The organism is Flavonifractor sp. An10 (assembly GCF_002161215.1).
GTDB classification, from domain to species: Bacteria; Bacillota; Clostridia; order Oscillospirales; family Oscillospiraceae; genus Flavonifractor; species Flavonifractor avistercoris.
Genome location: NZ_NFMB01000008.1, coordinates 21947 through 47471, shown reverse-complemented (window position 1 = coordinate 47471; position 25525 = coordinate 21947). Strand labels below are relative to the sequence as shown.

The following is a 25525-nucleotide window of genomic DNA, read 5'->3' as shown; positions in this document are numbered from 1 at the left end:
CTCCTTTTCCGCCTGATAACACTATTTATGCATAGTAAGGCCCGGGGCGGAACCGGCCGGTTCCGCCCCGGGCACATGGGGGTGTTTTGTTTCAGCGCTGAACCCGGCCGGAACCGTCGCCACCGGCCAGCTTTTCCACCTCGGCTACGGTGACCCGATTGAAGTCCCCTTCCACCGAGTGCTTCAGTGCGGAGGCCGCCACGGCAAATTCAATGGCTCCCTGGGTATCCCTGCCGTTGAGCAGGGCGTAGATCAGCCCGCCGCCGAAGCTGTCGCCGCCGCCCACACGGTCCACGATACGCAGGTGATACTCCTTGGAGAAGCAGCAGTTCTCCCCATCGTACAGCATGCCGGCCCAGTCGTTGTCGCTGGCGGAGATAGAAGTACGCAGGGTGATGGCAACCTTTTCAAAGCCGAATCGGTCGGCCAGCTGCCTGGCCACGGACTTGTAGCCCTCCTTGTTCAGCTTGCCGCCGGTGATATCAGTGTCCGCGGCCTCGATGCCGAACACGTCCTTGGCGTCCTCCTCGTTGGAGATGCACACATCCACATACCGGCACAGCTCCGTCATGGCGGCCCGGGCCTCCTCCCGAGTCCACAGCTTGCCCCGGTAGTTCAGATCACAGGATACCTTGACGCCTTTGGCCTTGGCCGTCTGGCAGGCCTGCCTGCAGATCTCCACCAGGTTGGGCCCCAGGGCCGGGGTAATGCCGGTGAAGTGGAACCAGTCCGCCCCGTCCAGAATGGCGTCCCAGTCGAAGTCATCCGGCCGGGCCTCCTGAATGGCGGAGTGCGCCCGGTCATAGATGCACACGCTGCCCCGCTGGGAGGCGCCCTTCTCCAGGTAATAGATGCCCACGCGGTCGCCGCCGCGCACGATTTTCGAGGTGTCCACGCCGAAGTACCGCAGGGAGTCCACCGCCGCCTGTCCGATGGCATGGGCGGGCAGCTTGGTCACATAGACCGAGTCCATGCCGTAGTTGGCCAGGGAGACCGCCACATTGGCCTCCCCGCCGCCGAAGGTGGCCTGCATCTGATCGTTCTGGAAGAACCGGTAGTAGCCGTTGGGGGCCAGCCGGAGCATGATCTCTCCAAAGGTGACAATGCGCTTGCTCATGGTGGAATACCTCCTTATTTCTGTACCAGATGGATGGCAAAGCCGCCGAACTCACCGGCCACATAGACCGCCTTGGCCCGGCCCCTGGCATCGGTTTTCAGGGTGCTCCGGTCAAATTCCACGCCGCGCAGCTCCAGGTGGTAAATGGCCCGATCCAGGTTGTTGGCGGCGATGGCGATGTGCCCGTGGGTGCCGGGGCCGGGAGCCTTGGTGCACTCCACCGCCGATCCCGCGTGGTTGGAGGCGCCGCCCGCACGATAGGGGAACCCGAACAGCCCGCAGATGGCCTTCGCCGTGCGCTCCGACTCCTGGGCGTCGGCGCAGTTGATGCCCACATGGGCCAGGGTGAGGCCCAGCATGGTGTCCACCGCCTCCCGGGCCAGGCGGGTGATCTCCGTCCAGTTCTCCGCCTCAATCAGATCCTTTTTCACCATCCAGGTGCCGCCGCAGGCGACGATCTGATCAAAGGAGAGATAGTCCATCAGATTTTTGGCGTTGACGCCGCCGGTGGGCATCCATTTCAGTGTCTTGTAGGGCCCCGCCACCGCCTTGAGCTTGGCCACACCGCCGTTCTGCTCAGCGGGGAAGAACTTCACCACGTCCAGTCCCAGGGCCATGGCCTGCTCCATCTCGCCGGGGGTGGCCGTGCCGGGCAGCATCAGCGCCCCTTTGGACTGGACATAGCGCACCGTGTCCGGATTGAAGCCGGGGCTGACGATGAACTTGGCGCCGGCGGCCAGGGCCCGATCCACCTGGTCATGGGTGAGAACGGTGCCCGCGCCCACCAGCATCTCAGGCACCTGGGCCGTAATCGCCTCCATGGCCTCCTGGGCGGCGGCCGTGCGGAAGGTCACCTCCGCGGCGGGCAGCCCGCCCGCCACCAGAGCGCGGGCCAGGGGTACGGCCTTGCTGGCATCGTCGATGGCGATCACCGGGATGACGCCGATGCGGTAGATCTGTTCCAAAATGGGATCCATGCTTGCTCATCCTTTCTGCAAAACGAAAGCCGCATCCGGCGCAGGGCGCCAGTCCCTCTTCCGGATGCGGCTTCTTTTTTATCGATGGTCTTTCTGGATGGCCTCCCACAGGCCGTTGAGGTAGGAAGCGCCCAGGGCCCGGTCGTACAGGCCGTAGCCGGCTCTTCCCTTCTCGTCCCAGATCATCCGGCCGTGGTCGGGGCGGATGTACCCCTGGAAGCCCACATCATAGAGCGCCTTCATGATCTCATACAGATCCAGGCTGCCGTCTGCGGAGAAATGGGCCGCCTCCTCAAACTGGCCGGGGCCGGTGAACTGGATGTTCCGCACATGGGCGAAGGCGATGCGCCCCTCCCCGCCGAACTCCCGCACCAGGGCGGGAATGTCGTTGGCGGGGTTGGAGCCCAGGGAGCCCGAGCACAGGGTCAGGCTGTTGCAGGGGCTGTCCACCAGATCCAGGATGCGGCGCATGTTCTCCCGGCAGGTATAGATACGGGGCAGACCGAAGAGATCCCAGGGGGGATCATCCGGATGGATGGCCATGGTCACGCCGTACTCCTCGCACACCGGGATGACCGCCTTGAGGAAGTATTCCAGATGGGCAAACAAATCCTCGTGGGAGACGCTCTTGTACCGGGTGAACAGTTCCTTGAGCTCCTTCATCCGCTCCGGCTCCCAGCCGGCCATCTCAAACTCCCCCGCCCCCTGCTGGATCTGATCCGCAAACGCCTGGGGATCCGTGATCCGGTCGATCACCGACTGGTCGTAGGCCAGCACGGTGGAGCCGTCGGGACGGGGCTTGGCCAGGTCGGTGCGTGTCCAGTCAAAGACCGGCATGAAGTTGTAGCAGATCACCTTTACGCCCGCCCGGCCCAGCCGGCGCACCGTCTCCCGGTAGTTGTCGATGTACTCGTCCCGGCTGGGCAGGCCCAGCTTGATGTCCTCGTGGACGTTGACGCTCTCAATGACCTCCATCTCCAGCCCGGCGGCGTTGACCTCCTCCTTCATGGCCTGAATCCGCTCCGTGGGCCAGAGGGCCCCGGCGGGCATATCCATCAGGGAGGTGACCACACCGCTCATGTTGGGGATCTGTCTGATGTATCGCAGCGGTATGGGATCCATCTGACTCCCGTACCAGCGAAATGTCATCTTCATGGCTGATTACTCCTTATGCTCCTGCGAGCGATAAATAGTGGCGCAGGGTGCCGCGTACCGCGCCGGGGCCGGCCAGCATGGCACGGAACATCTCCTCCACCCGCCCGCCCAGCCCGGCCTGGTACAGATCCACGCCGAAAATGGCGGCGTTGGACAGGATGGGGCGCAGCTGAGCCGTACAGCTGTCCGGCTCCCCCAGACGGATGCCCGCCAGGTGGGCCTGGAGCTGGGGCGCCATGGGGTCGGGGCTGACCGGCATCTCCCGGCCCTGATCGTCCACACCCAGCAGATACCGGCACCAGCCGGCAAACACCAGGGGGGCGAACACCAGGGAGGAGAGCTCCAGCTCCGGCCGCTGGGCATAGCGGCGCAGCGTTCCGCCGTAGCGCACCGGGATCTTCTGGGACGTGTCGGCGGCAATGCGCTGGGGGGTGTCGGGGATGGCGGGGTTGGGGAAGCGCTCGTTGAGCACCTCGTCGATAAAGGCCCTGGGGCTGAGGATGCCGGGATCTTCCACCACCGGGAGGCTCTCCTCCGCGATGTGCTCCACCAGCGCCCGCAGATCCGGATCCCCCATCTCGGCGGAGATGGAGGTATAGCCCAGCAGGCAGCCGTACACCGCCAGGGCGGTGTGCAGCGGGTTGAGGCAGGTGCCCACCTTCATCTTCTCCGCCTTCTCCACCGTGGTGCGGTCGGTCAGGTATACCCCGGCCTTCTCCAGGGCCGGGCGGCCGTTGGGGAAGGCGTCCTCCAGCACCAGGTACTCGGTGATCTCCGTGTTGACAAAGGGGGCGATCAGGGTGCCGGTGTTGGTCTTGGAGATGGTCATATCCGCCAGGCCCAGCCCCTCCAGCGCCTCCTTCACCCTCTCGGAGGGGTGGGGGGTGATCTTGTCGATCATAGACCAGGGGAAGCTCACACAGGCGGGGTTCTCCAGCCAGTCCAGGAAGGCGGCGGGCACCAGTTCCCGCTCCTGCCAGCCCCGGGCCACGGCCAGCACCCCGTCCCGCAGCTTCTTGCCGTTCTGGGCGCAGTTGTCCATGCTCACCATGGCGATGGGCGCGCCCCCCGCCTGATAGCGGCGGTACAGCAGGGCGGCCGCGATGGACATGGTGTGCCGGGGGCCGTCGGGCCCGGCGGCCAGATCCCGCTCCACCACCGGCAGGGGCTTCCCCTCCAGATCGGTGAGGGCGTAGCCCTTCTCGGTGATGGTGAAGCTGGCCATCTGGAGGCTGGGGGCGCGGAAGAGCTCTGCCAGCCGGGCCCAGTCGGGGCCGGCGCAGTCGGCCTTGAGCCCGCCGGCCACGCTGGCGATGACCTCTTTTTCGTCGGTGCCGTCGGCGCGCATCCGCACCAGCAGGCTCAGATCATCGTAGGGGGTGTAGACGTGGTCGATGATCTGGAAGTCAAAGGACTCGGCGGCCAGGATGCCGGTGTCGGCCGCTCCGCTATTCAAAAGGGTCTGCTGGGCTGCGGCCAGGAAGCCGCGGAAGATGTTGCCCGCGCCGAAGTGCACCCACACAGGGGCGCGCCAGGTGCGCTCCCGCATGGCGGGGATGTCGTAGCCGGGCAGCTTGATGCCCGCCGCCTCCCACGCCCCGCGATCCCGCAGACCTTGCATATTCAAATGTAACATGGTGTCGTCTCAGCCTCTCTTGTCAGGCTCTGGTGTCCACCAGGTGCTTGCCCAGCTTTTTCTCCAGCATGCCCTGCAGTCTGGTCAGGACGGTGCTGAAGATCAGGTAGACAACGCCGGCCTCGCAGTAGAACAGCAGGGGCTGGAACTGCACCGCGATGATGCCCTTGGCCGTCATCATGATCTCGGCCACGGTGATGGTGGAGACCAGGGAGGTATCCTTCAGCAGGCTGATGAAGGAGTTGGACAGGGCGGGCACCGCCACCAGGGCGGCCTGGGGGATAACCACGCGGCCCATGGTCTGGAGCTTGTTCAGGCCCAGGGCGCGGCAGGCCTCAAACTGTCCCTTGGGGATGGAGGTCAGGGCGCCGCGGATGACTTCCGAGTTATAGGCGCCCTGGCTGATAGTCAGGGCCAGGATGGCCGATGGGATGGGATCCAGAACCAGGCCCACCGAGGGCAGGCCGAAGTAGATGATGTAGATCTGAACCAGAAGAGGCGTGCCGCGGATCACCCACACCACAAACCAGGCGATGGCCTTGAAGGGCTTGATCTTGGACATGCGCATCAGCGCCAGGATAAAGGCCAGCACGAGTCCCAATGCAAAGGAGACCAGCATGAGTGGGACGGAGATCAGTAAGCCAGCTTTGAACATGGGCCAGAATGATTCAATCACCAGTTGGATTTGTTCCACAGCGGCCCACCTCCTTCATCAAATTTTGGTTTTTAAGGGCTGGGTGGCTGCCCGCGGGCAGCCACCCAGGCGGATGGTCTTACGGATAAGCGGATGGATTACTGATAGATGCTGGTGCTGTCAGCCACGGACTGGCCGAAGTACTCCACGGTCAGGTCATAGAGGAAGCCGTCGTCGATCATCTCCTGCAGAACCTCGGAGATGCCGTCGCACAGGCTCTGGTCCTCCTTGCGGCACATGACGGAGGACTCGATCTCGTAGCGGTTCTCCTCGGCGGGCTCATAGATGGCGGCGATCTTCACGTTGACCTCGGGGCGGCTCTCCATGTACTCCTCCACGGCGGCCACATTGTTGATATGGCCGTCGGCGCGGCCGGTGTTCAGCTGCTCCATGGCGGCGGTCAGGTCGCCGTCAGCGGTGGTGGCGCCGTAGCGCTGGGCGATCCGGCCGGCGGCGGAGGAGGGAGAGTTGATGCACAGCTTGCCCTCCAGATCCTCGAAGGAGGTGATGTCGGTGTTGTCGCCGTTCACCACCAGGCAGTAGGGGTTCTCAGCGTAGGCGATGGAGCAGGCGTACTTCTCCTGGCGATCGGGGTCTGGGTTCACGCCGCAGACCACCACGTCGTAGCGGCCAGCGTCCAGGCCGGCCAGCACGGGGTCCCAGCCGTCGGCGGTCTGGAACTCCACGTCCACGCCCAGGCGGGCGCCGATCTCACGGGCCACTTCCACCTCGAAGCCGGTGAGGTCGCCGGTGCCGTCCTCGTTGTACACGTAGGGGATCCAGTTGCCCTCGTTGCCAACGGTCAGCACGCCGGCGTCCAGAACCCGCTGCAGGGAGCCGTCGTCCTCGGGGGCGGCAGTCTCGGTGCTGGCGGCGGGAGAGTCGGTGCTGGCAGCGGGGGAGTCGGTCTCGGGCGCGGGGGAGTTGGTGGTGCCGCCGCCGCAGGCGGCCAGGGAGAGCACCAGCGCGAGAGACAGCGCAGCGGGTACAAGCTTCTTGAGTTTCATTCTTTTCACCTTTTCCTTTCAGAGTTTTTATTCGCCGGCGGAAAGCCGCCGGAAAATAACGCTAATCCTCCACAAACCGCTCCAGAACCCGGAAATTCCGGCGGTCGGCGGCAAAGGGATCGGAGAAGTAGTGCTCGTCCGCCACCTCCTGCACCAGATAGCCGGTGTAGTGGTGGTCGTTCAGGGATTGCAGCTGGGCGGACAGGGAGGTGTTCCCATCCCCCCAGACGTTGTGCAGCCAGGGGTCGCCGTCCAGGAAGTGCATGTGGATCAGATCCTCCCCAAAGGCATCGAACCAGTCGTCCAGGCTCTCCCCCGCCGCGCCGGTGGCAATGTTGTCCACCATCATTTTCAGGCTGGGGTGGTTTACCTCCCGGTACATCCGGCGGGCCCGCTCCAGGCTGTTGACCAGGTTGCTCTCGTCGGCCCGGAGGGACTCCATGGCCAGCTTTACCCCCAGGGGTTCCGCCACCCGGCAGAGCCGGCCCAGGTGATCCCGGCAGCGGGCCCACATGGCCGTCTCGTCCTCTCCCCAGTAGCCCCAGCCGGAGTTGACCACCACCCGGTCGGCCCCCAGCTCGGAAGCCAGGCGGATGGCGTTGGAGAAGTAGCGGAAGGAGTACTCCAGGCCCAGGGGCTCCTGGGAGGCGTACTGATACTGATAGGCCATGCTGGGCGCGGTGACGGACACCACCCGCACGCCGTGATCCCGCAGCTTTTGCCGGAGGGCGGGCACGTCGTCATAGCCGGTGTGATCCAGCCAGAAGTGGGCCGCGCCGCACCAGAGCTCGATCTGCCCAATATCCAGCCGCTGCTGGCAGTCCAGGAAATAGTCCAGGGAGAAGCGCCGGTAGTGCTGGTTCATGTTGACCAGCTGGCTGCGCTTGATTCCGCTCATGCCGCCCCTCCTCTCGTCAGGGCCTCCACGGCCCGCCGGTGGGGCCAGTCCGGGTTGCCGCCGTAGCGATCCCCCGGCAGCAGCAGGGACAGCGCCCCGGCATAGCCCGCCGACCGCAGCTGTTCCGCAAAGCGTTCCATGGGCAGGCATCCCTCGCCCCAGGCCCGCCAGCCGTGGCTGTTGCCGTCGCACAGGCGGATCAGGCCGGTCTTCTCCCCCAGCAGGTCGAACCACCGGGGAATGGTGTCCCCCCAGGAGGCCATCACATTGGTGTCCAGGCATACGCCCAGGGCGGGGCTCTCCAACCGGCGGAGCAGCCCGGAGAACTCCTCCGCCCGGCCCAGCACCGGGGACTCGGCGATCAGCGGAGTCTCCGGCCCCATGACCGGGGCCAGCAGCAGGGATACCTCCGCTGCCTCCGCCGCGGGGCAGAGGCGCTCCAGCACCTCCGCCGCGTTTTGGAGCAGCGCCTCCGGCGTCAGATCCCAGCAGGCGCCCGCCGCGCCCAGCACCACCTGCCCGGCCCCCAGGGCGCGGGCCAGCGCAATGCTGTTCCGGTAATAATCCACCGTGGCCTCCCGCTGCCTTCCCCGGGGCGCGGTGATGGAGTAACGGCAGGCCGGCGGCGTGAGGACTGAGATCCGCAGGCCCGCCGCCGCCAGCTTCTCCAGCAGGGGGGCCGGCTCCTCATACTCCGCGTGGCTCAGCCAGAGGTGGGGGGGCTGTGGGACGAAGTCCAGAGACTTCAGCCTCAGCTCCCCCATATCCGCCAGGAAGGCATCCAGGGGCCTGCGCACATACTGCCCGTTGGAACCCAGCAGGATCCAGCTTTCGGACATGGGTTACTTGATCTCGCCGGGATAGCCGTTCTCACACAGCTCGAACCACACATAGGCGAACTTCTCGCCCTCGGCGCACTCGCTGCCGTGGTGGGAGCCATGGGGGGTAAAGGTGATGTCGCCGCCCTGCACGTGGATCTTTTCATCCTCGGCGGTATAGGTGAAGGAGGCGCCGGGCAGCATGATGTACCACTGCTCCAGCTCATTGTGGATGTGCTGGCCGATGTAGTTGGGGCCGGTGCCGAAGTTGGCGCCCATGGACAGGCGGCCCAGGTTGCGGTGCTCGATCATCATCATCTGCTGGATGTCGGCGCCGGTGAAGTCCTCCTTGTAGTGCCACGCCTGGGATACGCCGCGGAACCGGGGCAGGGTCAGGTGGGCCTCTTTCAGGCAGGTCTTGTCATAGTCGCTCAGCTCGGTGACGAAGTGGACGATCTCCATCGTCTCCTTGGCGTCAGCGGCGCAGTGGAAGGTAAAGGATTCCTTATCGAAGTCGGGCACGAACACCGAGACCTCGGTAATGTTGTAGACACGGCGGGGAGTGACGATATAGCCCTTGCCGGCGGTAACCAGGAACACCTGGTTGTGCTCGGTCTTGGAGTAGGTCTCCGGCGTCAGATCCGCGCCGGGCTGGAGGGAGATCCGCTCCACCTTGGCGTCCTTGTAGGCCCCTTCCAGGATGGGCACGCGGGACACGCCGTTGGTATACTCGTGCTTGATATCGGCACCTCTCGAAATTTTAACCAGAGCCATGGCAAATTCCCCTTTACAGTGAATGTTGTGTTTATGATTTTTTGATTCGGATGCTGCGCTGCTTTGCTTACTTGATCTCTCCCGGATAGCCGTCGATGCACATCTCAAACCAGATGTAGTCGCACTGCTTGCCGGCCTCCACCTTGCTGCCGTGCCAGAAGCCGGTGGGGGTGAAGGACAGATCGCCGCCCGTCATCTTCACTTCCTCGCCGCCGGCGGTGTAGATGAACTCGGAGCCGGGGAGCGGGAAGTACCACTGGGCCAGCTCGTTGTGGATGTGCTGGCCGATCTCGATGGGGCCGGTGCCGCGGACACAGCCCATGGACAGGCGGCCCAGGTTGCGGTGCTCCAGCAGCATGATGGAGGTGGTGGTGTCGTTGTCCTTGAAGTCCTCGTCGTAAGTCCACCCCTCGGAGATGCCGCGGAACCGGGGCAGCACCATGCGGGACTCCACCAGGCAGTTCTTATCGTAATCACTCAGCTCGGTGATGATATGGAGGAACTCCAGGGGCTGCTTGCTGTCGGCGGAGCAGGTGATGGTGAAGCGCTCCGTGTCAAACTCGGGGACAAAGACGCCGGGCTCCTTGATGTTCCAGGCCTGACGGGGGGTGGTCACATAACCCTTGCCCTTGGTGAAGATGAAGAGCTGGTTATGCTCGGTCACGGAGTAGACATCCGGAGTGATGGAGCAGCCGGGCTGCAGGGCGCAGTGGGCGAAGTGGGCCTGATCGAACTCACCCTCCAGAACGGGCACACGGGCGTAGCCGTTGACAAAGTCATACTTGACGCCGCTGTAGCGGGCCACCTTGATCTGAGACATGTTTTGCTTCCTCCTTGAATGTTGTGAATCAGAGCATCTTGCTCAGGAAATCCTGAAGGCGCTTGTTTTTGGGATGTGCGAAGAATTCACCGGGCTCGCTGTCCTCCACGATGTGGCCGCCGTCGATGAAGATCACCCGGTCGGCCGCCTCGCGGGCGAAGCCCATCTCGTGGGTCACCACCAGCATGGTCATGCCGTCGGCGGCCAGCTTCTTCATGACGTCCAGCACCTCTCCCACCATCTCGGGATCCAGGGCGGAGGTGGGCTCGTCAAAGAGCATCAGCTCCGGCTTCATGGCCAGGGCCCGTGCGATGGCGATGCGCTGCTGCTGCCCGCCGGAGAGCTGGTTGGGGTAGGCATCCCGCTTGTCCTCCAGCCCAACGGTCTTGAGCAGGCTCAGGGCCTGCTCCTCGCAGTCCTTTTTGTCCCGCTTCTTTACCAGCGTGGGCGCCAGCATGATGTTGTCAATCACGGTCAGATGCGGGAACAGGTTGAACTGCTGGAACACCATGCCCATGCTCAGCAGCTCTTTGGTGGCACTCTTGCTGTCGGCGCTGACCAGATCAATGCCGTGGTAGAGGATCTGTCCTCCCGTGGGCCTTTCCAGCAGGTTCAGGCAGCGCAGGAAGGTGGACTTGCCGCAGCCGGAGGGGCCTACGATGGCCACCACCTCTCCAGGCTCGATGTCAATGTCGATGCCCTTGAGCACCTCGTGCTTGCCGAAGCTCTTCTGGAGCCCCTTAACGCTGATCATACTCATACCGTATCTGCCCCCCGTAAGTGATACTGCTCAAATCCAAAGTAGCGGATGCTGTTTCGATAGGAGATGTCTGCCACCAGCCGCTCCAGCGCGGGCCGGTCGTCCGGGAATTCGCCGTTCTCCGTCCAGCGGCCCAGCAGGCCGCAGAGGATCCGGCGGAAGTACTCATGTCTGGTGTAGGACAGGAAGCTGCGGGAGTCGGTCAGCATGCCGATGAAGTTGCCCAGCAGGCCGCCGGCGGCCAGATTGGTAAGCTGAGCCTCCATGCCCAGCCGGTGGTCGTTGAACCACCAGGCCGAGCCATGCTGCAGCCTGCCCGCCGTGCCGGGGCTCTGGAAGCAGCCCATCAGGCTCACCAGCGCCGCATTGTCGCCCGGCTCCAGGGAGTAGAGGACGGTGCGGGGCAACTCCCCGCTCTCCTCCAGGCCGCTCAGGAAGCGGGCCAGATCCGGCAGATTCACCCCGGGGCCGATGCAGTCGTAGCCGGTATCCGGCCCCAGCAGCCGGAACATCCGGCGGTTGTTGTCCCGCTGGGCGGAGAAGTGGAGCTGCATGGCCCAGTCCCGCCTGGCGTACCCCCGGGCGAGGAAGCTCAGCAGGGCCGATTTATACTGCCACATCTCCTGGCGGCTGACCGCCTCGCCCGCCAGGCGGCGCTTCAGGATGCCGTCCAGCTCCGCCTCCGAGGCGGGAAGGAAGCACAGGTTGTCCAGGCCGTGGTCGGACACCTTGCAGCCCCGGGCCGCAAAGAAATCCATCCGCGCATCCAGCGCGGCCGTAAGGCTCTCCCAGCCGGTGACAGGTATGCCGGAGGCCCCGGAGAGCCTGTCTATGTAACCGGCAAAGTCCGGCTTCTCCACATTGACGGCCTTGTCCGGCCGGAACGCCGGGAGCACTCTGGTCTCCAGGGTGTCGTCAGCGGCCAGCTTCTCATGCCACTCCAGGCTGTCTGCCGGATCGTCGGTGGTACACAGCAGCGTCACATCGGACTTGCGCAGGATCTCCCGCACGTGCATGCCATCGCCGATCACCCTGCTGCAGTGCTCCCAGACCTCCCCGGCATTGGCCGCCGTCAGGTGGCCCTCATATCCGAAGTAGCGCCGCAGCTCCAGGTGGCTCCAGTGGTACAGGGGATTGCCCACCGCCCGCTCCAGGGCGGCGGCCCAGGCCTGAAACTTCTCAAAGTCGGAGGCGTCTCCGGTGATATATTTTTCATCCGTCCCGTTGGCCCGCATCAGGCGCCATTTGTAATGATCCCCGCCCAGCCAGAGCTGGGTGAGATTGTGGAAGACCTGATCCTCCGCGATCTCCCTGGGGCTCACATGGCAGTGGTAGTCCAGTATGGGCATCCGCTCCGCCGTGCCGTGGTAGAGCTCTTTCGCCGTGTCAGTGTCCAACAGGAAATCTTCATCCAGGAATGCTTTCATGGCTTTCCGTCCTTTCCGGCGCCCCGCCCCCTCCGGCCTCAGCGGGTCATCACGCGCCGGGCGTGCGCTGGGGGTTTTGTCCAAAGAATGGCGCGCGGCCTTGTGATATATCTGTAATATATCTACAAGCCAAACTGTAACATAGTTTGCCAGTCCCGTCAAGTGGTAAACTGGCAATTCTATCATGAAAATAATTTTCAAATCTTTGAAATTGTGAATTTACTACAAACATACCCCCTCCAACCCATACCCGGACACCTTGACCGCGCAGAAAGATACTGCTATAATTGGGTGGATAAAGGGCTTGGCTCGAAGGGTTCTCCGAACCCATCACATATATCAGGAGGCAATGTCAATGGCGGCAGTGGCGGAAAAGCGGCAGGGCAGTTTGTCCCAGATTGCGTACGACCAGATCAAAACCATGATTCTTCAGAAAGATCTGATTCCGGGGCAGTTTGTCAATGAGGCCCAGCTTCAGCAGCTGCTGGGCCTGGGCAGGACACCGGTGCGGGAGGCGATTCTGGCCCTGGCGCAGGACAACCTGGTTCGGGTGCACCCCCGCCGCGGCATCGAAATCACCCGCCCCACCCCCAAGGACATCCACGATATCTTTGAAATCCGCCTGCTGTTGGAGCCGCTGGTGCTCCGGCAGTGCTTCTACCGGGTGGATCTCCAGTGGGCGCTGGACATGCGCGGCCAGCTCATCCAGCACCAGGACGACGAGGCCAGCAACGCCGGGCAGACCGCCGCGCCGCTGATTGATCTGGACAACCAGTTCCACCTGGCGCTGGTGGATACCCTGCATAACCAGTACGCCTCCCACCTGATGCGCAGCCTCACCGACTACCTGAACCTGATCCGGATCACCGCCTGGCGGCCCAGCCGCTATCAGGTCAGTAACCGGGAGCATATCGCCATTCTGGACGCCATCATCGAGCAGCGGATGGAGGACGCCTGCCAGCTTCTGTCCGATCACATCCAGCTCTCCTATCAGGAGGCCATCAACACCATGCTCCACGCCTCATTCTGAAGCAAAGGCCCGCCGCGGATATCCCGCGGCGGGCCTCAGCCTGTCGAAAAAGTCTTTTCGACAGGCTGCTGAACTTTTTGAAACTTCAAAAGAGTTTCAAAAAGTTGTTTGATCCAACGCAAAAGGGAACCCTGACGGTTCCCTTTCACACTATCCTTCCCTCCGAAGCCTTTGGCTCAAGGGTTTATCGACAGCCTCCGGCCCGCCGCGGGTATCCTGCGGCGAGCCTTTCTATACCATTATCACTTATAGGGTGACGCCGTCTTTCCAGATGGCAATCTCCCGATACCCCGCCCGCTCGGAGCGGGTAGGGTTTCCGGAGGCCGTGTCCAGCACCAGGCGGAACAGCGCGCTGGTGTGCGCTTCCCAGCCGTCCCCGCGGGCCAGCCCGCCGGCGTCGTAATCAATCCACCCGCCCTTCCGTCCGGCCAGAGCGGAGTTGGTGGCGATTTTGAGGGTGGGCACCGGCGCACCGAAGGGGGTGCCCCGGCCGGTGGTGAAGAGGATCAGGTGCGCGCCCGCCGCCGCCAGCCCGGTGGTGGACACCAGGTCGTTCCCCGGGGTCTGGAGCACGGACAGGCCGCGCCTGCGCACCCGCTCCCCATAGCGGAGCACATCGGCCACCGGGGCGGTTCCGCCCTTCTGGACGCAGCCCAGCGACTTCTCCTCCAGCGTGGTGATGCCACCCGCCTTGTTCCCCGGCGACGGGTTTTCATAGACCACCTGCCCATGTCGGACAAAGTAGTCCTTGAAGTCCTCCACCAGGGCGGGCAGGGCCCGGGCCGCCGCCTCATCGGCGCAGCGCCGGAAGAGCACGCTCTCCGCCCCGAACATCTCCGGCACCTCTGCCAGCAGGGCAGAGCCGCCCATGGCGGTCAGCCGGTCGGTGACACGGCCCACCAGGGGGTTGGCCGTAATGCCGGACAGGCCGTCGGAACCGCCGCACTTCAGGCCGATTACCAGCTCCTCCGCACGGATGGCCTCCCGCCGATCCTCGGCCGCCCGGTCTGCCAGGCCGCGCAGCAGCCGCTCCCCCTCCGCCAGCTCGTCTTCCACAGACTGGCACTCCAGGAAGGCCACCCGCTCCTCGTCCCAGTCCTTCAGCAGCGCCTGAAGCACTTGGATGCTGCTGTTCTCACAGCCCAGGCCCAGCACCAGCACGCCGCCGGCATTGGGGTGGCGGATCAGCCCGCAGAGGATGTGCCTGGTATGCTCCTGATCGTCGCCCATCTGGGAGCAGCCATAGGGGTGGGGCCAGGCGTACACGCCGTCCACCTTTCCCTCCAGCTCCGGCCCAAGCCGGCGGGCCAGTGTCTGGGCCACACCGTTGACGCAGCCCACTGTGGGGACAATCCACAGCTCGTTCCGGATCCCCACGCCGCCGCTCCTCCGTCGGTACCCCTGGAAGGTCTCCGGCGGCAGGGAGGACTCCCCCGGCCCCGCCACGCGGGCCTCCACGGCGGTGCCGGCCTCCAGTCCGGTGCCCAGATTGTGGGTATGTACCCACTCTCCCGGCCGGATGTCTGTCTTTGCCCTGCCAATGGGGCAGCCGTATTTGACCACCTCCGCACCCGCAGCGATGGGGGCCAGGGCCACCTTGTGTCCCTGGGGGATATCCTGGCGGGCGGCAACCGCCGCCCCTTCCACCGCAACGGTCTCCCCCGCCCCGATGGGGGTCAGGGCCACCGCCACATTGTCCATGGGATGAATCCGCAGCGCCCGGCTCATGCTTCCGCCCCCTTGCCGCAGGCGGCCAGGGCCGCCGACATCCCCCGGGCGCGGATCTGTTCCAGTGCGCGGGCCGCCGCCGGCACGAAGCCGGGCAGCTCCGCCAGATCCCTCCCCCAGAAATCTTGCCGGGCCGCGAAGCCGCTCACCAGCGCCGCCGCGTCCCCGTCCCGATGCTCTGCAAAAAATGCCAGCACCGCCGGATCATCCCGGATCGGGTAGGCCTCACCATTCCGGCATCCCTGGCTGTAAAATGCGAACAGAGCCGCGAAGGAGAAGGCCAGGCGGCGGGGAACCGCGCGGAATCTCGCCAGATAGGCCTCCACGCTGGGCAGTACCCGCGCCCGCCATTTGGAGACCGAGTTGAGGGCAATATCCAGAAGCCGGTGGTCGATATAGGGGTTGTCAAAGCGCTCCTCCACCGCCCGGGCGAAGGCCTCACAGTCCTCCCGGGGCAGCGAGAGGGTCGGGATGATCTCCTCAAAAAGCGCCCCTTCCAGGTAGGCGCGCACAGCCGGATCCGCCATGCTGTCCCGCACAATGTCGTGGCCCGCCAGATAGGCGGCGGCTACCATGGCCGTGTGCCCGCCGTTGAGTATGCGCACCTTCTGCTCCTTGTAGGGGTGGTGGTCGGGGACAAATTTCACCGGCAGGCCGGCCTGGGGCGCAGGGAACTGCTCCGCAAGCTCCTCGGGGCCCTCGATCACCCACAATCCGAAGGGCTCCGCCACGTCCAACAGCCGATCCTCCAGGCCGAAGGCTCTGTTCATGGCATCGGCCTGTTCCCGGGGATAGCCGGTGACAATCCGATCCACCAGGGTGCTGCAGAAGGTGTTCTCCTCCTCCAGCCACCGGAGGAACCCCTCCCCCAGCGCCCAGTCCCTGGCATGGCGCAGGACATAGTCCCGCAGCACGGCTCCGTTATCGGCAATCAGCTCACAGGGGAGGATCAGATAGCCGGGCAGGCCGGCCTGATACCGCTCCCACAGCAGGCGGGTCAGCTTGGCCGGAAAGCTGGCAGGGGGGCGATCCTCCGGAGTGCAGGAGGGATCGTAGACAATGCCGGCCTCTGTGGTATTGGAGATGATCAGGCGCATATCCGGGTTGCGGGCGGTTTCCAGAAAGGCCTCGTACGCCTCATAGACGTCTACCGCTCTGCTGATGCAGCTGATCACCCGGCGCTGATCCACAGCCGCTCCGTCCAGGCGTCCCCGCAGGCAGAGCTGATAAAGCCCCTCCTGACCGTTGATGCGCCCCGTCTTCCCGGCAGAAGCGGGCGGGACAACTACCACCTTGCTCTGAAAGTTTACCCGCTCGTTCATGACATCGATAAAGTAATCCGCAAAGCCTCGCAGGAAGTTGCCCTCTCCAAACTGCAGCACCCGTTCCGGGGCCCGATCCAGGAGATAGCCGTTGTAGTGCCGCCGTCTCAGTGCCTCATAGCTGAGTTGTTCCATAAAAACCCTCCTTCTGTCCGGATGGCCCCTATCATAATACAAGGATTTCTGTTTGTAAAGGGGCTGTCCGCTGCCGGATTGCCAGCCGAAATTCCCGGCATTCCCTGGGCCGCAGCGCCCCCCGGCGTTTCAAAAGGCTGCGAACATTCAGCTTTCCTTCCCTGTCGATTATCGCTTACGCTTATGCTTCCCAGGACTCCTCGGATTGGAAGGCTCTTAAAAACAATATTTTCTCAACATCGGAAATTTACCCCCCAAGTATGATGTCCCACTGCGGGCCCAACGCAGTGGGACTCAAATGGATAGGCAGAGCAAGGGAGCGGGCCCGGATGGCATCTTTTTGCCGCAGGTATAGATAGGCATCAGAGCAAAGCGGACTCTTCTCCGACGTGAAATGCCAGACCCATCCGGGTATTTACAACTCGGAAGATCCGGCCTTCTGGCCGGCGGCGCGTTTGCGCCATACAAGCGTTTTGCATGCGGCAAAACCTTGGCACGGGGCAGATTCACTGCACAGCCGTCGGCGGCTTTGCCGCGCCGGAGCTGGCCGCCCGCCTCCACCGGCAGATGGAGCTCTATGAGCGCCTGCCGGCAGAGCCCGCCGGATAAAAGCATCAAAAAAGCGCCTGATGGAGACATCAGGCGCTTCAGCCTGTCGAAAAAGTCTTTTCGACAGGCTGCTGAACTTTTTGAAACTTCAAAAAAGTTTCAAAAAGTTGTTTGATCTAACGCGAAAGGGGACCCTGACGGTTCATCTCCGCGCCAAGTGCCGCCGCTTTGCGGCGGTTGCGCTCCGAAACGCCCTGCGGGGCAGCCTTTCACACTATCCTTCCCTCCGAATCCTTTGGCTGGAGGGTTTATCGACAGCCTCAAGCGCCTGATGAGACATCAGGCGCTTGAGGCTCTGCAAAAGCGCGGCAGGGCGCTGAGATGCGCCATTTGCCCCTTCGGGGCGGCCGGGCATGGAGCTTTATTCCGGCAGCCGGGTGAGCACGCACATCCCCCGGCCCTGGTGCTTGGCCCGGTAGAGGGCCTGGTCGGCCTCCCGGTAGAGCTGCGCGTAGGAGGCGCCGGGCCTGGCGGCCTGGCAGATGCCCACGCTGCACCCTGCGCCCACATCCCGCTCCTGCCAGCGGATGGCGGAGATTTCGCGGATGAGCCGCCCCCCGGTGCGCTCCAGCTCCGCCGACCCCCGGGCGCCGGGGAGCAGCGCGGCGAACTCATCCCCGCCGATGCGCCCGATGTCCGTGTCCGGGGGGAGGACGCTGCGCAGGCGGAGGCCCGCCTCCTGGAGCACAAAGTCGCCGCAGGGGTGGCCGTACACGTCGTTGACGGCCTTGAAGCCGTCCAGATCCAGCATGAACAGGGTGAGGGCCTCGCCGCCCCGGGCCAGCCGGGCCTCCGCCCGGGCCTGGAAGGCGGTCTTGTTGAGCAGCCCCGTGAGGGGATCCAGCTCCAGCAGCTTCTGCAGGTGGGCGTTGATCTCCCGGATCTCCCGCCGCTGGGAGAGGGTGATCACAGCGTGGCGGGCCGTGGTGAGGGAGACGGCCAGGGCCACAATGGCGGTAAAGGTCAGGTTGATCCGATCCCCGCTGTCCAGGGTGGCGCGGGTGAGCAGGAGAAACAGCGCCCAGCCGCCGCCATAGCAGGGGATGCTGTACCGGGCGGGCATCTGGATGAAAACCGCCAGGCCCAGAACAGCCGTCAGGAAGGTGATGGTGGCCCCGCCGGGGCTCCGGGACAGGTCATAGGCGTTCAGGCAGATGTGCCACAGGAAAAAGAACAGCACCGAGACGTACTGAACCGCCCACTGCACGCCGGAGGAGGCCCGGCGGGTGAGCTGCTGCAGCGCCAGGGAGAGCGCCGCGGCCAGGAGGAGGGAGCAGTACATGCCGAAGTAGATGCGGTTGTTCAGGGTGCCCAGGCCGGAGCTGGACAGGAACAGCACGCGGGCCATGTTATACAGCTCCATGCCGAAGATCATGATGCAGATGACCAGCAGGGACAGCCGGTTTTTCTGCAGGGAGTTCTGCCAGAACTCCTCCCGGATCTCCGGCGGGATCCGCAGGAACTGCCATACGGCCTGTCTCATGGACGCCTCTCCTCTCGCAGTCGGTTTGAAAGATGTCCGTGGGGGCGGACGCCTCCGCACAATACCCTATATAAATAACATACGAAATTCCTGTTTTGTAGTGCATGTGCAGAATTTGCCCCTCCCGGCGAAAAATCAGTGTCCGGGCAGAAAAACGCCCCGCACCCGAAGGGGCGCGGGGCGGGGCTGGCATAGAAGCCGGCGGCGGGCGCAGAGCCGGCGTCAGCGCCCCTCGGGCGGGACGTCGCCCGGCGCGTGGGGCTCCACGGCAAAAAAGGTATAGGTGCCGGAGGCCACTAGCCGGCCGCTGTCATCGGTGAGGGACACGTCGTACACCAGCACGGTGCGCCCCAGCTTTTTGGGGACGGCGGTGCAGTGGATGCGCGTCCCGGTGCCCGGCGACAGGTACTGCATGGAGCAGTCCAGGGTCACGCAGGTCTTGCCGGTGGTGTAGGCGGCCGTCCCGGCCACGGTGTCGGCCAGGGTGACCAGGGCGCCGCCGTGGACAATCCCCAGGGGATTGAGGCTGGAGGGCTGGATTTCCAGCACTCCGGAGGCGCTGTGGTCGTCCCTCAGCTCGGTGACGTAGATGTGGTTGTGGGGGGCAAAGCAGCCGCTCTCATTGACCCGCGCCAGCAGCTTACTGTAAAAATCCGTCAAGAATCTTCTCCTCCGCTTCCTGCTCCGTCAGGCCCAGGGTCATGAGCTTGAGGATCTGATCTCCGGCGATGCGGCCGATGGCGGCCTCATGAATCAGCTGGGCGTCCACGTGGTTGGCCACGATGGCGGGGATGGAGGAGATTTTCGCCTCCCCCATGATGATGGAGTCGCACTGGACGTGGCCGAAGCACTTGGCGTTGCCCGTCATCTTGGGGTAGAACACCTGCTGGGAGTTGTCCTGGGCCACAGACCGGGACACCACCCGGCCGCTGGCCCCCTCCCCGTCCAGGATGATCTCCATGTCGCTCTCGGCGGTCTGCTCCCCGTGGGTGAGCAGCTTTTCGGTGATCACAGCCTCCGCGTTGGGGCCCACCACCACCTTGGTCTCCCGCTTGGTGGAGTCCACGCCGCGGATCTGCACGCTCTCCATGTTGAGGGAGGCCCCCTCCTCCAGGTACACCACCGTCTGGGGGTTCATGATCCGCCTGCCGGTGCCGGGGCCCTCGCCGTAGTGCCGCTCCACATAGCGCACCTTGGAGTTCTTTCCGATGTGGAAGGTGTGCACGCCGTCGTGCTGGCTGGTCTCGCAGCCGGTGTTGTGGATGCCGCAGCCGGCCACGATGTCCACGTCGCAGTCGTCGCCGATGTAGAAGTCGTTGTACACCAGCTCGCTCAGGCCGGTCTGGCTGATGATCACCGGGATGTGCACCGACTCGTGTTTGGTGCCCGGCTTGACGTGGATGTCGATGCCAGACTTGCCCGGCTCGGTCTTGGTGGTGATCTCAATGTTGGCAGTGCTGTTCCGGGAGTCCAGCTGCCCGTTGCGGCGGATGTTGTAGGCCCCCTGGGGGGTCTTCTCCAGATCCGCGATCTCCTTCAGCAGCTTCCATTCCGCTTGATCCATGTTCAGTTCGCCCCCTCTGTCAGATAACTGCATCCAGAGGCCGTGTTGGCCAGGATCTCGGGGAAAATCTCCTCCCGGGGGCCCTGCTTCTGGATCTTGCCGTCGCCGATCATGACGATCTCGTCGGCCAGGTTGATGATGCGCTCCTGGTGGGAGATGATGATCAGGGTGTGCTCCCGCCGCTGATGGATGGCCTGGAAGGTCTCGGTCAGCTTGGCAAAAGACCACAGGTCGATGCCCGCCTCCGGCTCGTCAAAGATCATGAGCCCGGCCTTGCGGGCCAGGATGGTGGCGATCTCAATGCGCTTGACCTCGCCGCCGGACAGGGAGGCGTCCACCTCCCGGTCGATATAGTCCCCGGCGCACAGGCCCACCTTGGTCAGGTACTGACAGGCCTCCTCCCGCTTCAGGTTCTCCCTGCCGGAGGCCAGGGACAGGAGATCCCGCACCTTCAGCCCCTTGAACCGGGGGGGCTGCTGGAAGCCGTAGCTCACCCCAAGCCGGGCCCGCTGGGTGATGTCCAGATCGGTGATGTCGGTGCCGTTCCAGGAGATGGTGCCCCCCGTGGGCCGCACCAGGCCCATGATGGCTTTGGCCAGGGTGGTCTTGCCGCCCCCGTTGGGGCCGGTGATCACCACGAATTGGTTGTCGGCTACGGTGAGGGATACGTCGTTGAGGATGCCCAGCTCCCCGCCGGTCTCGTCCTCCACCTGGTAGCTGAGATGCTTGATCTCCAGCATTGGCTGTCGCTCCTTTGTAACATGGCTTGCTTTACAGGGTGTTATTTTATCATGGCGTGCTGGAAAATACAACCCTGCCGGGGCAAAAATTACACTATTCGCATAGGATAAGGTGAATTCAAATCGTCAGGAGGCGCTGTCCATGGAACAAGAGCATCTTTCCAGCCAGTGTGATCAGGAGACCTTCGAGCGGGTGTGGCGGCGGGTCATGCCGGAGTCCCGCCCCGACTGCCCCATCGTCCTGCCGGCGGAGCCGGCCGCGTCCCCCGCCGTCCGGGAGGCCCCGCCGGCCCTGCCCGCCGTGGCCGCCTCCGACCCGCCAGGCCGACCCGTGGCGGGCGAGGAGCACAACGTGCCCTGCCTGGGGGCGGCCTCGGCCATCTACGGCGGCCAGCTCCAGCAGTTTGTGGACAGGACGCTGGCCGACTGGCGGAGCTATCAGGCCCTCTCCCGCCGGGCCCAGGGGAACAGCGGCCGAATCCTCTCCGCCATCGCCGCCGACCAGCGCCGCCATGCCAAGCGGCTGTCCACCGCCTATTTCCTGATCTCCGGCGTGCGCTACTGGCCCGCAGAGCGGCCCGCCGGGCCCGCCTCCCGTACCCCCTTCGCCGCCGCCCTGCGGGAGCGGTTCATGGCCGAGCAGCGGTCGGCCGCCGCCTATCAGGCCGCGGCGGCGGAGACCGCCGACCCCTGCCTGCGGCAGCTCTACGAGGAGCTGTCCGGGGAGGCGGACGCCCACGCCTGGCTGCTGCGGGGCATCCTGGAGGAGCTGTAGAACGGGTACCTGCCGCTGGACTTCTTTCTCCCTGCCGAAGCCGCGGCCTGTGCCCGGCCGCTCCGGGCGGATGATATCCGCCCCTACAGCGTCGGCCCAGGCTGCGGATCATTTGCTGGGCCACCGGTTCCCCGCCGAACCTGCGGCTTGTGAGAAACGGGCGGCGGGGGCAAGCCCCCGCCCTACGGGTATGCAGGGCCCAAACGTGCTGTGCGCCGCCGCACCCTCCAGAGTATTTCAGCGGCATGGCACCGGCGGCGGCCCGGCGGGCCCGGTCGGTACAGCGCAGCCGCTGTCAGGGCCTGCCGGGTGATCGACGCGGGCAACCCAAGGCGCGGCAGCGCCTGTGACGGACACAAAAAGGAACCGGGCGTGGATGCACGCCCGGTTTTTGCCTGATCTGTACAGCCCACCGCCGCCGTGAACCCCCGTATTGGGGGGCGCCGGGGGTCGAAGGTGCCGGGGGCACCTTCGATGAAAATCAACGCGAAGCCACCTCAAAAAAGAACCCCCGGCCCTTTCTTTCCCACCGCTTTCTTTCGGAAAGAAAGCGGTGCCCCGGCCGGGCAGGCCCGCCCCCGGGGAGCCCCGATAACAGCGGGCGACCACAGGTCGCCCCTACATCGTCGGCCCAAGCTGCGGATCATTCGCTTCCGCGTAAACGCGAAAGCTCATTCCCTCCGCTGGGCCTCCTCTCCCCACGACGACCACTCCGTTGGGTCGCCGCGGGGGGCCCCATTGGGTGCGCCGAGTCGTCGCGCCCCACCGGGCATGTGTCCCACAGGAATCAATACCCGTTGACCACCGCGTCCAGCACCTGGGCGGCCACGGCGCCGGCCACGTCGGCGCCGGAGCCGCCGTTCTCCACCAGCACCACGAAGGCGTAGGGGGCGTCCTCGTTGCGGAGGAATCCGGCGAACCAGGCGTGGGGGGACTTGCCGCCCCCCACCTCGGCGGTGCCGCTCTTGGCGCAGATGTCCATGTTGGGGAAGCGGGAGGAGCCGTACTGGTCGGTGACGTTGCGCCCCATCATGTCCGCCAGGCGCTCGGCGGTGTCGGCGGCGATCAGGGTGCCCGTCTGTTTGGTGAAGGCGGGCAGGGAGGGCAGGCCCAGGGCGTTCTCCGTTTTCAGGATCAGCTCGGGCACGGCGGCCCTGCCGCCGCCCCCGATGGCCCCCATGTACACCATGAGGGCGCAGGGGTTCACCAGGTCGTTGTACTGGCCCACACCGGCCCAGCCCAGCTCGTTGGCGGTGAGGCCGTCCAGGCTGAAGGAGCCGGCGGCGGTGCGGATGCCGTTCACCGAGTAGGAGGCGGTGAGCCCCGCTTTCTCCGTGTACCGGGCCAGCACGTCCTCCCCCAGCTCGTCGGCCAGGAGGGCGAACACCCCGTTGCAGGAGTTGGACAGGGCGGCGTAGATGTCCTGCTCCCCGTGGGCGTAGGGGCAGGTGACGGTGCCGTCCCCCACGGTGGTGGAGCCGGTGCACGTCCAGGTGCGGTCGTACAAATCGGGGATATTCTCAATGGCGGCGGCCAGGGTGACGGTCTTGTATACCGAGCCGGGGGTGAAGGTGCCGGAGAGGAAGCGGTTGAGGTACACGCCGTCGTACCGCTCGTCCCCGTCCTGGATGTCGGGGGGATTGGCCGGGTCAAAGGAGGGGGCGGACACCATGCAGAGGATCTCCCCCGTCTTGTAGTTGTACACCCCCACCGCCCCCTTGCGGCCGCCCAGGGCCTGGTAGGCAATATAGTTGTACCGGGCGTCCAGGGTGAGGTAGAGGTCGTTGCCCTGGCCCAGGGGGGAGTAGGAGCCGGTGAGCAGGTTGTAGCCGGACAACCTGTCGGCGAAGGCCACCAGGGCCCCGGTGCCGATGCGGCCCTCCGCGTCCCCCACGGCGTGGAGGGTGGCCTCCCGCACGGTGGCCCCGTCATAGTACCGGCGCTTCCCGTCCTCATCCACCCAGGTGAGCACATCCCCGTCCCGATCCAGCACCCGGCCGGTGGCGGGCTGCCCACTGAACACCGGCAGGAAGGAGGCCCAGGAGGAGCCGTTGACCAGGAAGCGGCCCACGAACAGCACCGTGCCCGCCAGCAGGGCGCCGGCCAGGAGCAGGCAGAGCAGGGCCCGTTTTTCAATTTTCTTCATAGTCCGCCTCCCATTCTTCCCCGGCCTGGGGGGCCAGGGCGGCGTTTTTCCGATCCTCCCGCCGGGAGGGCAGCCGGATGGCAAAGCTGGCGTTGGGCCGGGTGTCGGTGGCCTTCAAAAAGGCCAGCAGCCCCCAGGAGGAGATCATGGACGTGCCCCCGTTGGACACAAAGGGGAAGGTGACGCCGGTGAGGGGGAGGATGTCCACCGCGCCGAACACGTTGAGGCAGGTCTGGAACACCATCATGGAGGTGGCGGCGCAGGCGGCGATGACGTAGAAGGAGCTCCGCCCCGCCCGGCAGGCCCGGACGGCGAACACCGCCAGGGTGATGACCGAGCCCACCGCCAGCAGGGCGATGATCAGCCCCCACTCCTCGCACAGCATGCCGAACACCAGGTCGGTGTCCCCGGCGGCCACGTTGTGGAGCCAGCCCTCGCCGGGGCCCACCCCCACCAGCCCGCCGGAGGCGGCGGAGGCCATGGTGCGGGTCTGCTGGTAGCCGCTGCCGGTGGAGGCGTTCTGCCAGGCATGGCCCCAGGTGGCGAAGCGGCGGAGGATGTAGGGCTTGAGGGAGAGCACGGTGAGCACGGCGAACACCCCGCCGCCGCAGATCAGGGCCAGGGTGGCCCAGTCGCCGGAGCGGAGGTAGGCGATCACCAGGAAGGTGACAAAGAAGATGGCGGCGGTGCCGAAGTCGCTCATCAGGGCCAGGCAGCCCAGGCATACGCCGGTGAGCAGGATGAACAGCCCCAGGTTCCGCTTGTGGAAGAGCCGCTCCAGGGTGGCGGCCCCGGCGAAGATGTAGCAGATCTTCGCCAGCTCCGACGGCTGGACGGACACCCCCGCGATGGTGAGCCAGTTGGCCGCGCCGTACTGGGTGGGCACGCCGGGCAGCAGGGTGACCGCCGCCAGGGCCATGGCCGCCCCGGCCATAAGCCAGCGGATCTTTTTGGCACGATCCAGATCCCGCAGGAAGACGCCCAGCACCAGGAAGCCGGCCAGGCCCATAGCCACGCACAAAAACTGCTTGAGCAGCGCCCCGGTGTTGGAGGAGGCGGTGACCGCCAGGGACAGGGTGGACAGGAAGAAGGCGATGGTCTCCATCTCAAAGCCCACCTGCCGGCAGGCCCGCAGCACCAGGAAGTAGAGCCACATCACCCCCGTCAGCAGCAGGAAGGTCAGGGGGATCACCGCCGTGGCGTTGGCCCCCTCGCTGATGGTGAGCTGTACGGCGGTAAGCACCTGGAAGACGGTGAGGAGGATCAGCCCCAGCCAGGGGGACACGGGCCGGTAGGCCCGCCGGCGCTGGCGGCGCTGGGCCTTCTCCTCGGGAGAGAGGGGGAGGAGCACCGTCTCCACGCCCCCCAGGCCGATCACGTCTCCGTACTGGACGGGGGCGGAGTCCGCCACCGCCCTGCCGTTCACCGTCACGCCCCCCTTGGAGCCCAGGTCGTAGGCCGTCCAGGTGTCGTCCTCCCGGCGGATCAGGGCCGCGTGCTGCCGGGACACCACCGGGTAGTTGAGGATTACGTCGGAGTTGCCGCCCCGGCCCAGGATGTTCTCCCAGTGGGTCAGCGGCTCCTGGGCGCCGTTGGGCAGGGTCAGGTAGGCCCACACCTCCGGCAGGCAGGGCACCATCAGCAGGGAGTGGATGGTTCGGATCAGGATCATCAGGGCCAGTATGGGAAACAGAAACCGCACCAGGGTGGTGAACCAGCCGCAGAACTGGGGGTTGTCCGTCAGCCACTGTAAGAGCAGATCCACTTGTCCGCCTCCTTTCCGGGAAATTCGCAACCCAGTATACCACAAATCCGGGCGGTAAAAAAGCGGAAGCCGGGCAGGCTTCCGCTTTCTTCATGAATTCTTTACATTTTGGCCCCTGCGGCGTTATAATGGCCTTACCGAACAG

The 25525-nt window shown here is 65.0% G+C and carries 23 protein-coding genes; 3 read left to right on the top strand and 20 right to left on the bottom strand.

Going from position 1 to position 25525, the window contains the following annotated elements; translation table 11 throughout:
- Positions 1-91 precede the first annotated feature (91 nt).
- The 12 genes from B5E42_RS14255 to uxaC all read right to left on the bottom strand — a co-directional run bounded on the left by B5E42_RS14255 (position 92) and on the right by uxaC (position 12083).
- Positions 92-1117: a sugar kinase gene (locus B5E42_RS14255; RefSeq protein WP_087240824.1), complete on the bottom strand. Its 1026-nt coding sequence runs from the start codon at positions 1115-1117 to the stop codon at positions 92-94.
- A 14-nt stretch (positions 1118-1131) separates the two neighbouring features.
- Positions 1132-2094: a bifunctional 4-hydroxy-2-oxoglutarate aldolase/2-dehydro-3-deoxy-phosphogluconate aldolase gene (locus B5E42_RS14250; protein ID WP_087240822.1), complete on the bottom strand. Its 963-nt coding sequence runs from the start codon at positions 2092-2094 to the stop codon at positions 1132-1134.
- 78 nt (positions 2095-2172) lie between these two features.
- Positions 2173-3249 (bottom strand): mannonate dehydratase, encoded by a 1077-nt coding sequence (uxuA, locus tag B5E42_RS14245; protein ID WP_087240820.1) that lies wholly within the window; start codon positions 3247-3249, stop codon positions 2173-2175.
- Positions 3250-3262: 13 nt separating this feature from the next.
- Positions 3263-4885: a mannitol dehydrogenase family protein gene (locus B5E42_RS14240; protein ID WP_087240818.1), complete on the bottom strand. Its 1623-nt coding sequence runs from the start codon at positions 4883-4885 to the stop codon at positions 3263-3265.
- A gap of 22 nt (positions 4886-4907) precedes the next feature.
- Positions 4908-5579: an amino acid ABC transporter permease gene (locus B5E42_RS14235; protein ID WP_343214198.1), complete on the bottom strand. Its 672-nt coding sequence runs from the start codon at positions 5577-5579 to the stop codon at positions 4908-4910.
- Positions 5580-5677: 98 nt separating this feature from the next.
- A complete protein-coding gene (locus tag B5E42_RS14230; protein WP_087240816.1) occupies positions 5678-6586 on the bottom strand; it encodes a transporter substrate-binding domain-containing protein in 909 nt (302 codons plus the stop codon).
- Between the two features lie 61 nt (positions 6587-6647).
- The gene (locus tag B5E42_RS14225) at positions 6648-7484 is read right to left on the bottom strand and encodes a TIM barrel protein (protein WP_087240814.1); all 837 of its coding nucleotides are present in this window, start codon (positions 7482-7484) and stop codon (positions 6648-6650) included.
- Positions 7481-8323, bottom strand: coding sequence for a sugar phosphate isomerase/epimerase family protein (locus B5E42_RS14220; RefSeq protein WP_087240812.1), 843 nt, complete (start codon positions 8321-8323; stop codon positions 7481-7483). The genes B5E42_RS14225 and B5E42_RS14220 overlap by 4 nt, the downstream gene beginning before the upstream one ends.
- Positions 8324-8326: 3 nt before the next feature.
- Positions 8327-9076 carry a cupin domain-containing protein gene (locus tag B5E42_RS14215; protein WP_087240810.1) on the bottom strand — a complete coding sequence of 250 codons (750 nt, stop codon included), beginning with the start codon at positions 9074-9076 and terminating at the stop codon, positions 8327-8329.
- A 67-nt stretch (positions 9077-9143) separates the two neighbouring features.
- Positions 9144-9896 carry a cupin domain-containing protein gene (locus B5E42_RS14210; protein ID WP_087240808.1) on the bottom strand — a complete coding sequence of 251 codons (753 nt, stop codon included), beginning with the start codon at positions 9894-9896 and terminating at the stop codon, positions 9144-9146.
- Between the two features lie 28 nt (positions 9897-9924).
- Positions 9925-10650 carry an amino acid ABC transporter ATP-binding protein gene (locus B5E42_RS14205; protein WP_087240806.1) on the bottom strand — a complete coding sequence of 242 codons (726 nt, stop codon included), beginning with the start codon at positions 10648-10650 and terminating at the stop codon, positions 9925-9927.
- Between the two features lie 2 nt (positions 10651-10652).
- Entirely contained in the window at positions 10653-12083 is a 1431-nt protein-coding gene (uxaC, locus tag B5E42_RS14200; RefSeq protein ID WP_087240804.1) for a glucuronate isomerase, read from the bottom strand.
- A 355-nt stretch (positions 12084-12438) separates the two neighbouring features.
- Here uxaC and B5E42_RS14195 point away from each other — a divergent pair, with 355 nt between their 5' ends.
- The gene (locus B5E42_RS14195) at positions 12439-13113 is read left to right on the top strand and encodes a GntR family transcriptional regulator (protein WP_162613996.1); all 675 of its coding nucleotides are present in this window, start codon (positions 12439-12441) and stop codon (positions 13111-13113) included.
- A 246-nt stretch (positions 13114-13359) separates the two neighbouring features.
- On the opposite strand, the gene B5E42_RS14190 is transcribed toward B5E42_RS14195, so the two are convergent.
- Together B5E42_RS14190 and B5E42_RS14185 are read right to left on the bottom strand one after the other, a co-directional pair.
- Positions 13360-14841, bottom strand: a complete 1482-nt coding sequence (locus B5E42_RS14190; RefSeq protein WP_087240800.1) for an altronate dehydratase family protein — start codon at positions 14839-14841, stop codon at positions 13360-13362.
- A complete protein-coding gene (locus tag B5E42_RS14185) occupies positions 14838-16298 on the bottom strand; it encodes a tagaturonate reductase (protein ID WP_087240799.1) in 1461 nt (486 codons plus the stop codon). Before B5E42_RS14185 ends, B5E42_RS14190 begins: the two co-directional genes overlap by 4 nt.
- Before the next feature lie 477 nt (positions 16299-16775).
- Between B5E42_RS14185 and B5E42_RS19905 the strand changes: the two genes are divergently transcribed.
- Positions 16776-16907, top strand: coding sequence for a propionyl-CoA synthetase (locus tag B5E42_RS19905; protein ID WP_141242552.1), 132 nt, complete (start codon positions 16776-16778; stop codon positions 16905-16907).
- Between the two features lie 361 nt (positions 16908-17268).
- On the opposite strand, the gene B5E42_RS14180 is transcribed toward B5E42_RS19905, so the two are convergent.
- The 4 genes from B5E42_RS14180 to B5E42_RS14165 all read right to left on the bottom strand — a co-directional run bounded on the left by B5E42_RS14180 (position 17269) and on the right by B5E42_RS14165 (position 20694).
- The gene (locus B5E42_RS14180) at positions 17269-18390 is read right to left on the bottom strand and encodes a GGDEF domain-containing protein (RefSeq protein WP_087240797.1); all 1122 of its coding nucleotides are present in this window, start codon (positions 18388-18390) and stop codon (positions 17269-17271) included.
- A gap of 222 nt (positions 18391-18612) precedes the next feature.
- Positions 18613-19050 (bottom strand): PaaI family thioesterase, encoded by a 438-nt coding sequence (locus B5E42_RS14175; RefSeq protein WP_087240795.1) that lies wholly within the window; start codon positions 19048-19050, stop codon positions 18613-18615.
- A complete protein-coding gene (locus B5E42_RS14170) occupies positions 19031-19954 on the bottom strand; it encodes a SufD family Fe-S cluster assembly protein (protein WP_087240793.1) in 924 nt (307 codons plus the stop codon). The genes B5E42_RS14175 and B5E42_RS14170 overlap by 20 nt, the downstream gene beginning before the upstream one ends.
- Before the next feature lie 2 nt (positions 19955-19956).
- Positions 19957-20694, bottom strand: coding sequence for an ATP-binding cassette domain-containing protein (locus tag B5E42_RS14165; protein ID WP_087240791.1), 738 nt, complete (start codon positions 20692-20694; stop codon positions 19957-19959).
- 142 nt (positions 20695-20836) lie between these two features.
- Between B5E42_RS14165 and B5E42_RS14160 the strand changes: the two genes are divergently transcribed.
- Positions 20837-21469, top strand: a complete 633-nt coding sequence (locus B5E42_RS14160; RefSeq protein WP_087240789.1) for a rubrerythrin — start codon at positions 20837-20839, stop codon at positions 21467-21469.
- 787 nt (positions 21470-22256) lie between these two features.
- On the opposite strand, the gene B5E42_RS14155 is transcribed toward B5E42_RS14160, so the two are convergent.
- The gene (locus tag B5E42_RS14155; protein ID WP_087240787.1) at positions 22257-23615 is read right to left on the bottom strand and encodes a penicillin-binding transpeptidase domain-containing protein; all 1359 of its coding nucleotides are present in this window, start codon (positions 23613-23615) and stop codon (positions 22257-22259) included.
- Positions 23602-25380: an FtsW/RodA/SpoVE family cell cycle protein gene (locus B5E42_RS14150; protein WP_087240785.1), complete on the bottom strand. Its 1779-nt coding sequence runs from the start codon at positions 25378-25380 to the stop codon at positions 23602-23604. The genes B5E42_RS14155 and B5E42_RS14150 overlap by 14 nt, the downstream gene beginning before the upstream one ends.
- Positions 25381-25525: the final 145 nt, after the last annotated feature.

Coding starts and splice junctions, on each gene's coding strand:
- B5E42_RS14210 (WP_087240808.1), bottom strand. CDS start 9,896: ATGTCTCAGATCAAGGTGGCCCGCTACAGCGGCGTCAAGTATGACTTT.
- B5E42_RS19905 (WP_141242552.1), top strand. CDS start 16,776: ATGCGGCAAAACCTTGGCACGGGGCAGATTCACTGCACAGCCGTCGGC.
- B5E42_RS14230 (WP_087240816.1), bottom strand. CDS start 6,586: ATGAAACTCAAGAAGCTTGTACCCGCTGCGCTGTCTCTCGCGCTGGTG.
- uxuA (WP_087240820.1), bottom strand. CDS start 3,249: ATGAAGATGACATTTCGCTGGTACGGGAGTCAGATGGATCCCATACCG.
- B5E42_RS14170 (WP_087240793.1), bottom strand. CDS start 19,954: ATGGATCAAGCGGAATGGAAGCTGCTGAAGGAGATCGCGGATCTGGAG.
- B5E42_RS14180 (WP_087240797.1), bottom strand. CDS start 18,390: ATGAGACAGGCCGTATGGCAGTTCCTGCGGATCCCGCCGGAGATCCGG.
- B5E42_RS14220 (WP_087240812.1), bottom strand. CDS start 8,323: ATGTCCGAAAGCTGGATCCTGCTGGGTTCCAACGGGCAGTATGTGCGC.
- uxaC (WP_087240804.1), bottom strand. CDS start 12,083: ATGAAAGCATTCCTGGATGAAGATTTCCTGTTGGACACTGACACGGCG.
- B5E42_RS14185 (WP_087240799.1), bottom strand. CDS start 16,298: ATGGAACAACTCAGCTATGAGGCACTGAGACGGCGGCACTACAACGGC.
- B5E42_RS14215 (WP_087240810.1), bottom strand. CDS start 9,076: ATGGCTCTGGTTAAAATTTCGAGAGGTGCCGATATCAAGCACGAGTAT.
- B5E42_RS14225 (WP_087240814.1), bottom strand. CDS start 7,484: ATGAGCGGAATCAAGCGCAGCCAGCTGGTCAACATGAACCAGCACTAC.
- B5E42_RS14240 (WP_087240818.1), bottom strand. CDS start 4,885: ATGTTACATTTGAATATGCAAGGTCTGCGGGATCGCGGGGCGTGGGAG.
- B5E42_RS14165 (WP_087240791.1), bottom strand. CDS start 20,694: ATGCTGGAGATCAAGCATCTCAGCTACCAGGTGGAGGACGAGACCGGC.
- B5E42_RS14250 (WP_087240822.1), bottom strand. CDS start 2,094: ATGGATCCCATTTTGGAACAGATCTACCGCATCGGCGTCATCCCGGTG.
- B5E42_RS14160 (WP_087240789.1), top strand. CDS start 20,837: ATGGAACAAGAGCATCTTTCCAGCCAGTGTGATCAGGAGACCTTCGAG.
- B5E42_RS14190 (WP_087240800.1), bottom strand. CDS start 14,841: ATGAGCCGGGCGCTGCGGATTCATCCCATGGACAATGTGGCGGTGGCC.
- B5E42_RS14155 (WP_087240787.1), bottom strand. CDS start 23,615: ATGAAGAAAATTGAAAAACGGGCCCTGCTCTGCCTGCTCCTGGCCGGC.
- B5E42_RS14195 (WP_162613996.1), top strand. CDS start 12,439: ATGGCGGCAGTGGCGGAAAAGCGGCAGGGCAGTTTGTCCCAGATTGCG.
- B5E42_RS14255 (WP_087240824.1), bottom strand. CDS start 1,117: ATGAGCAAGCGCATTGTCACCTTTGGAGAGATCATGCTCCGGCTGGCC.
- B5E42_RS14205 (WP_087240806.1), bottom strand. CDS start 10,650: ATGATCAGCGTTAAGGGGCTCCAGAAGAGCTTCGGCAAGCACGAGGTG.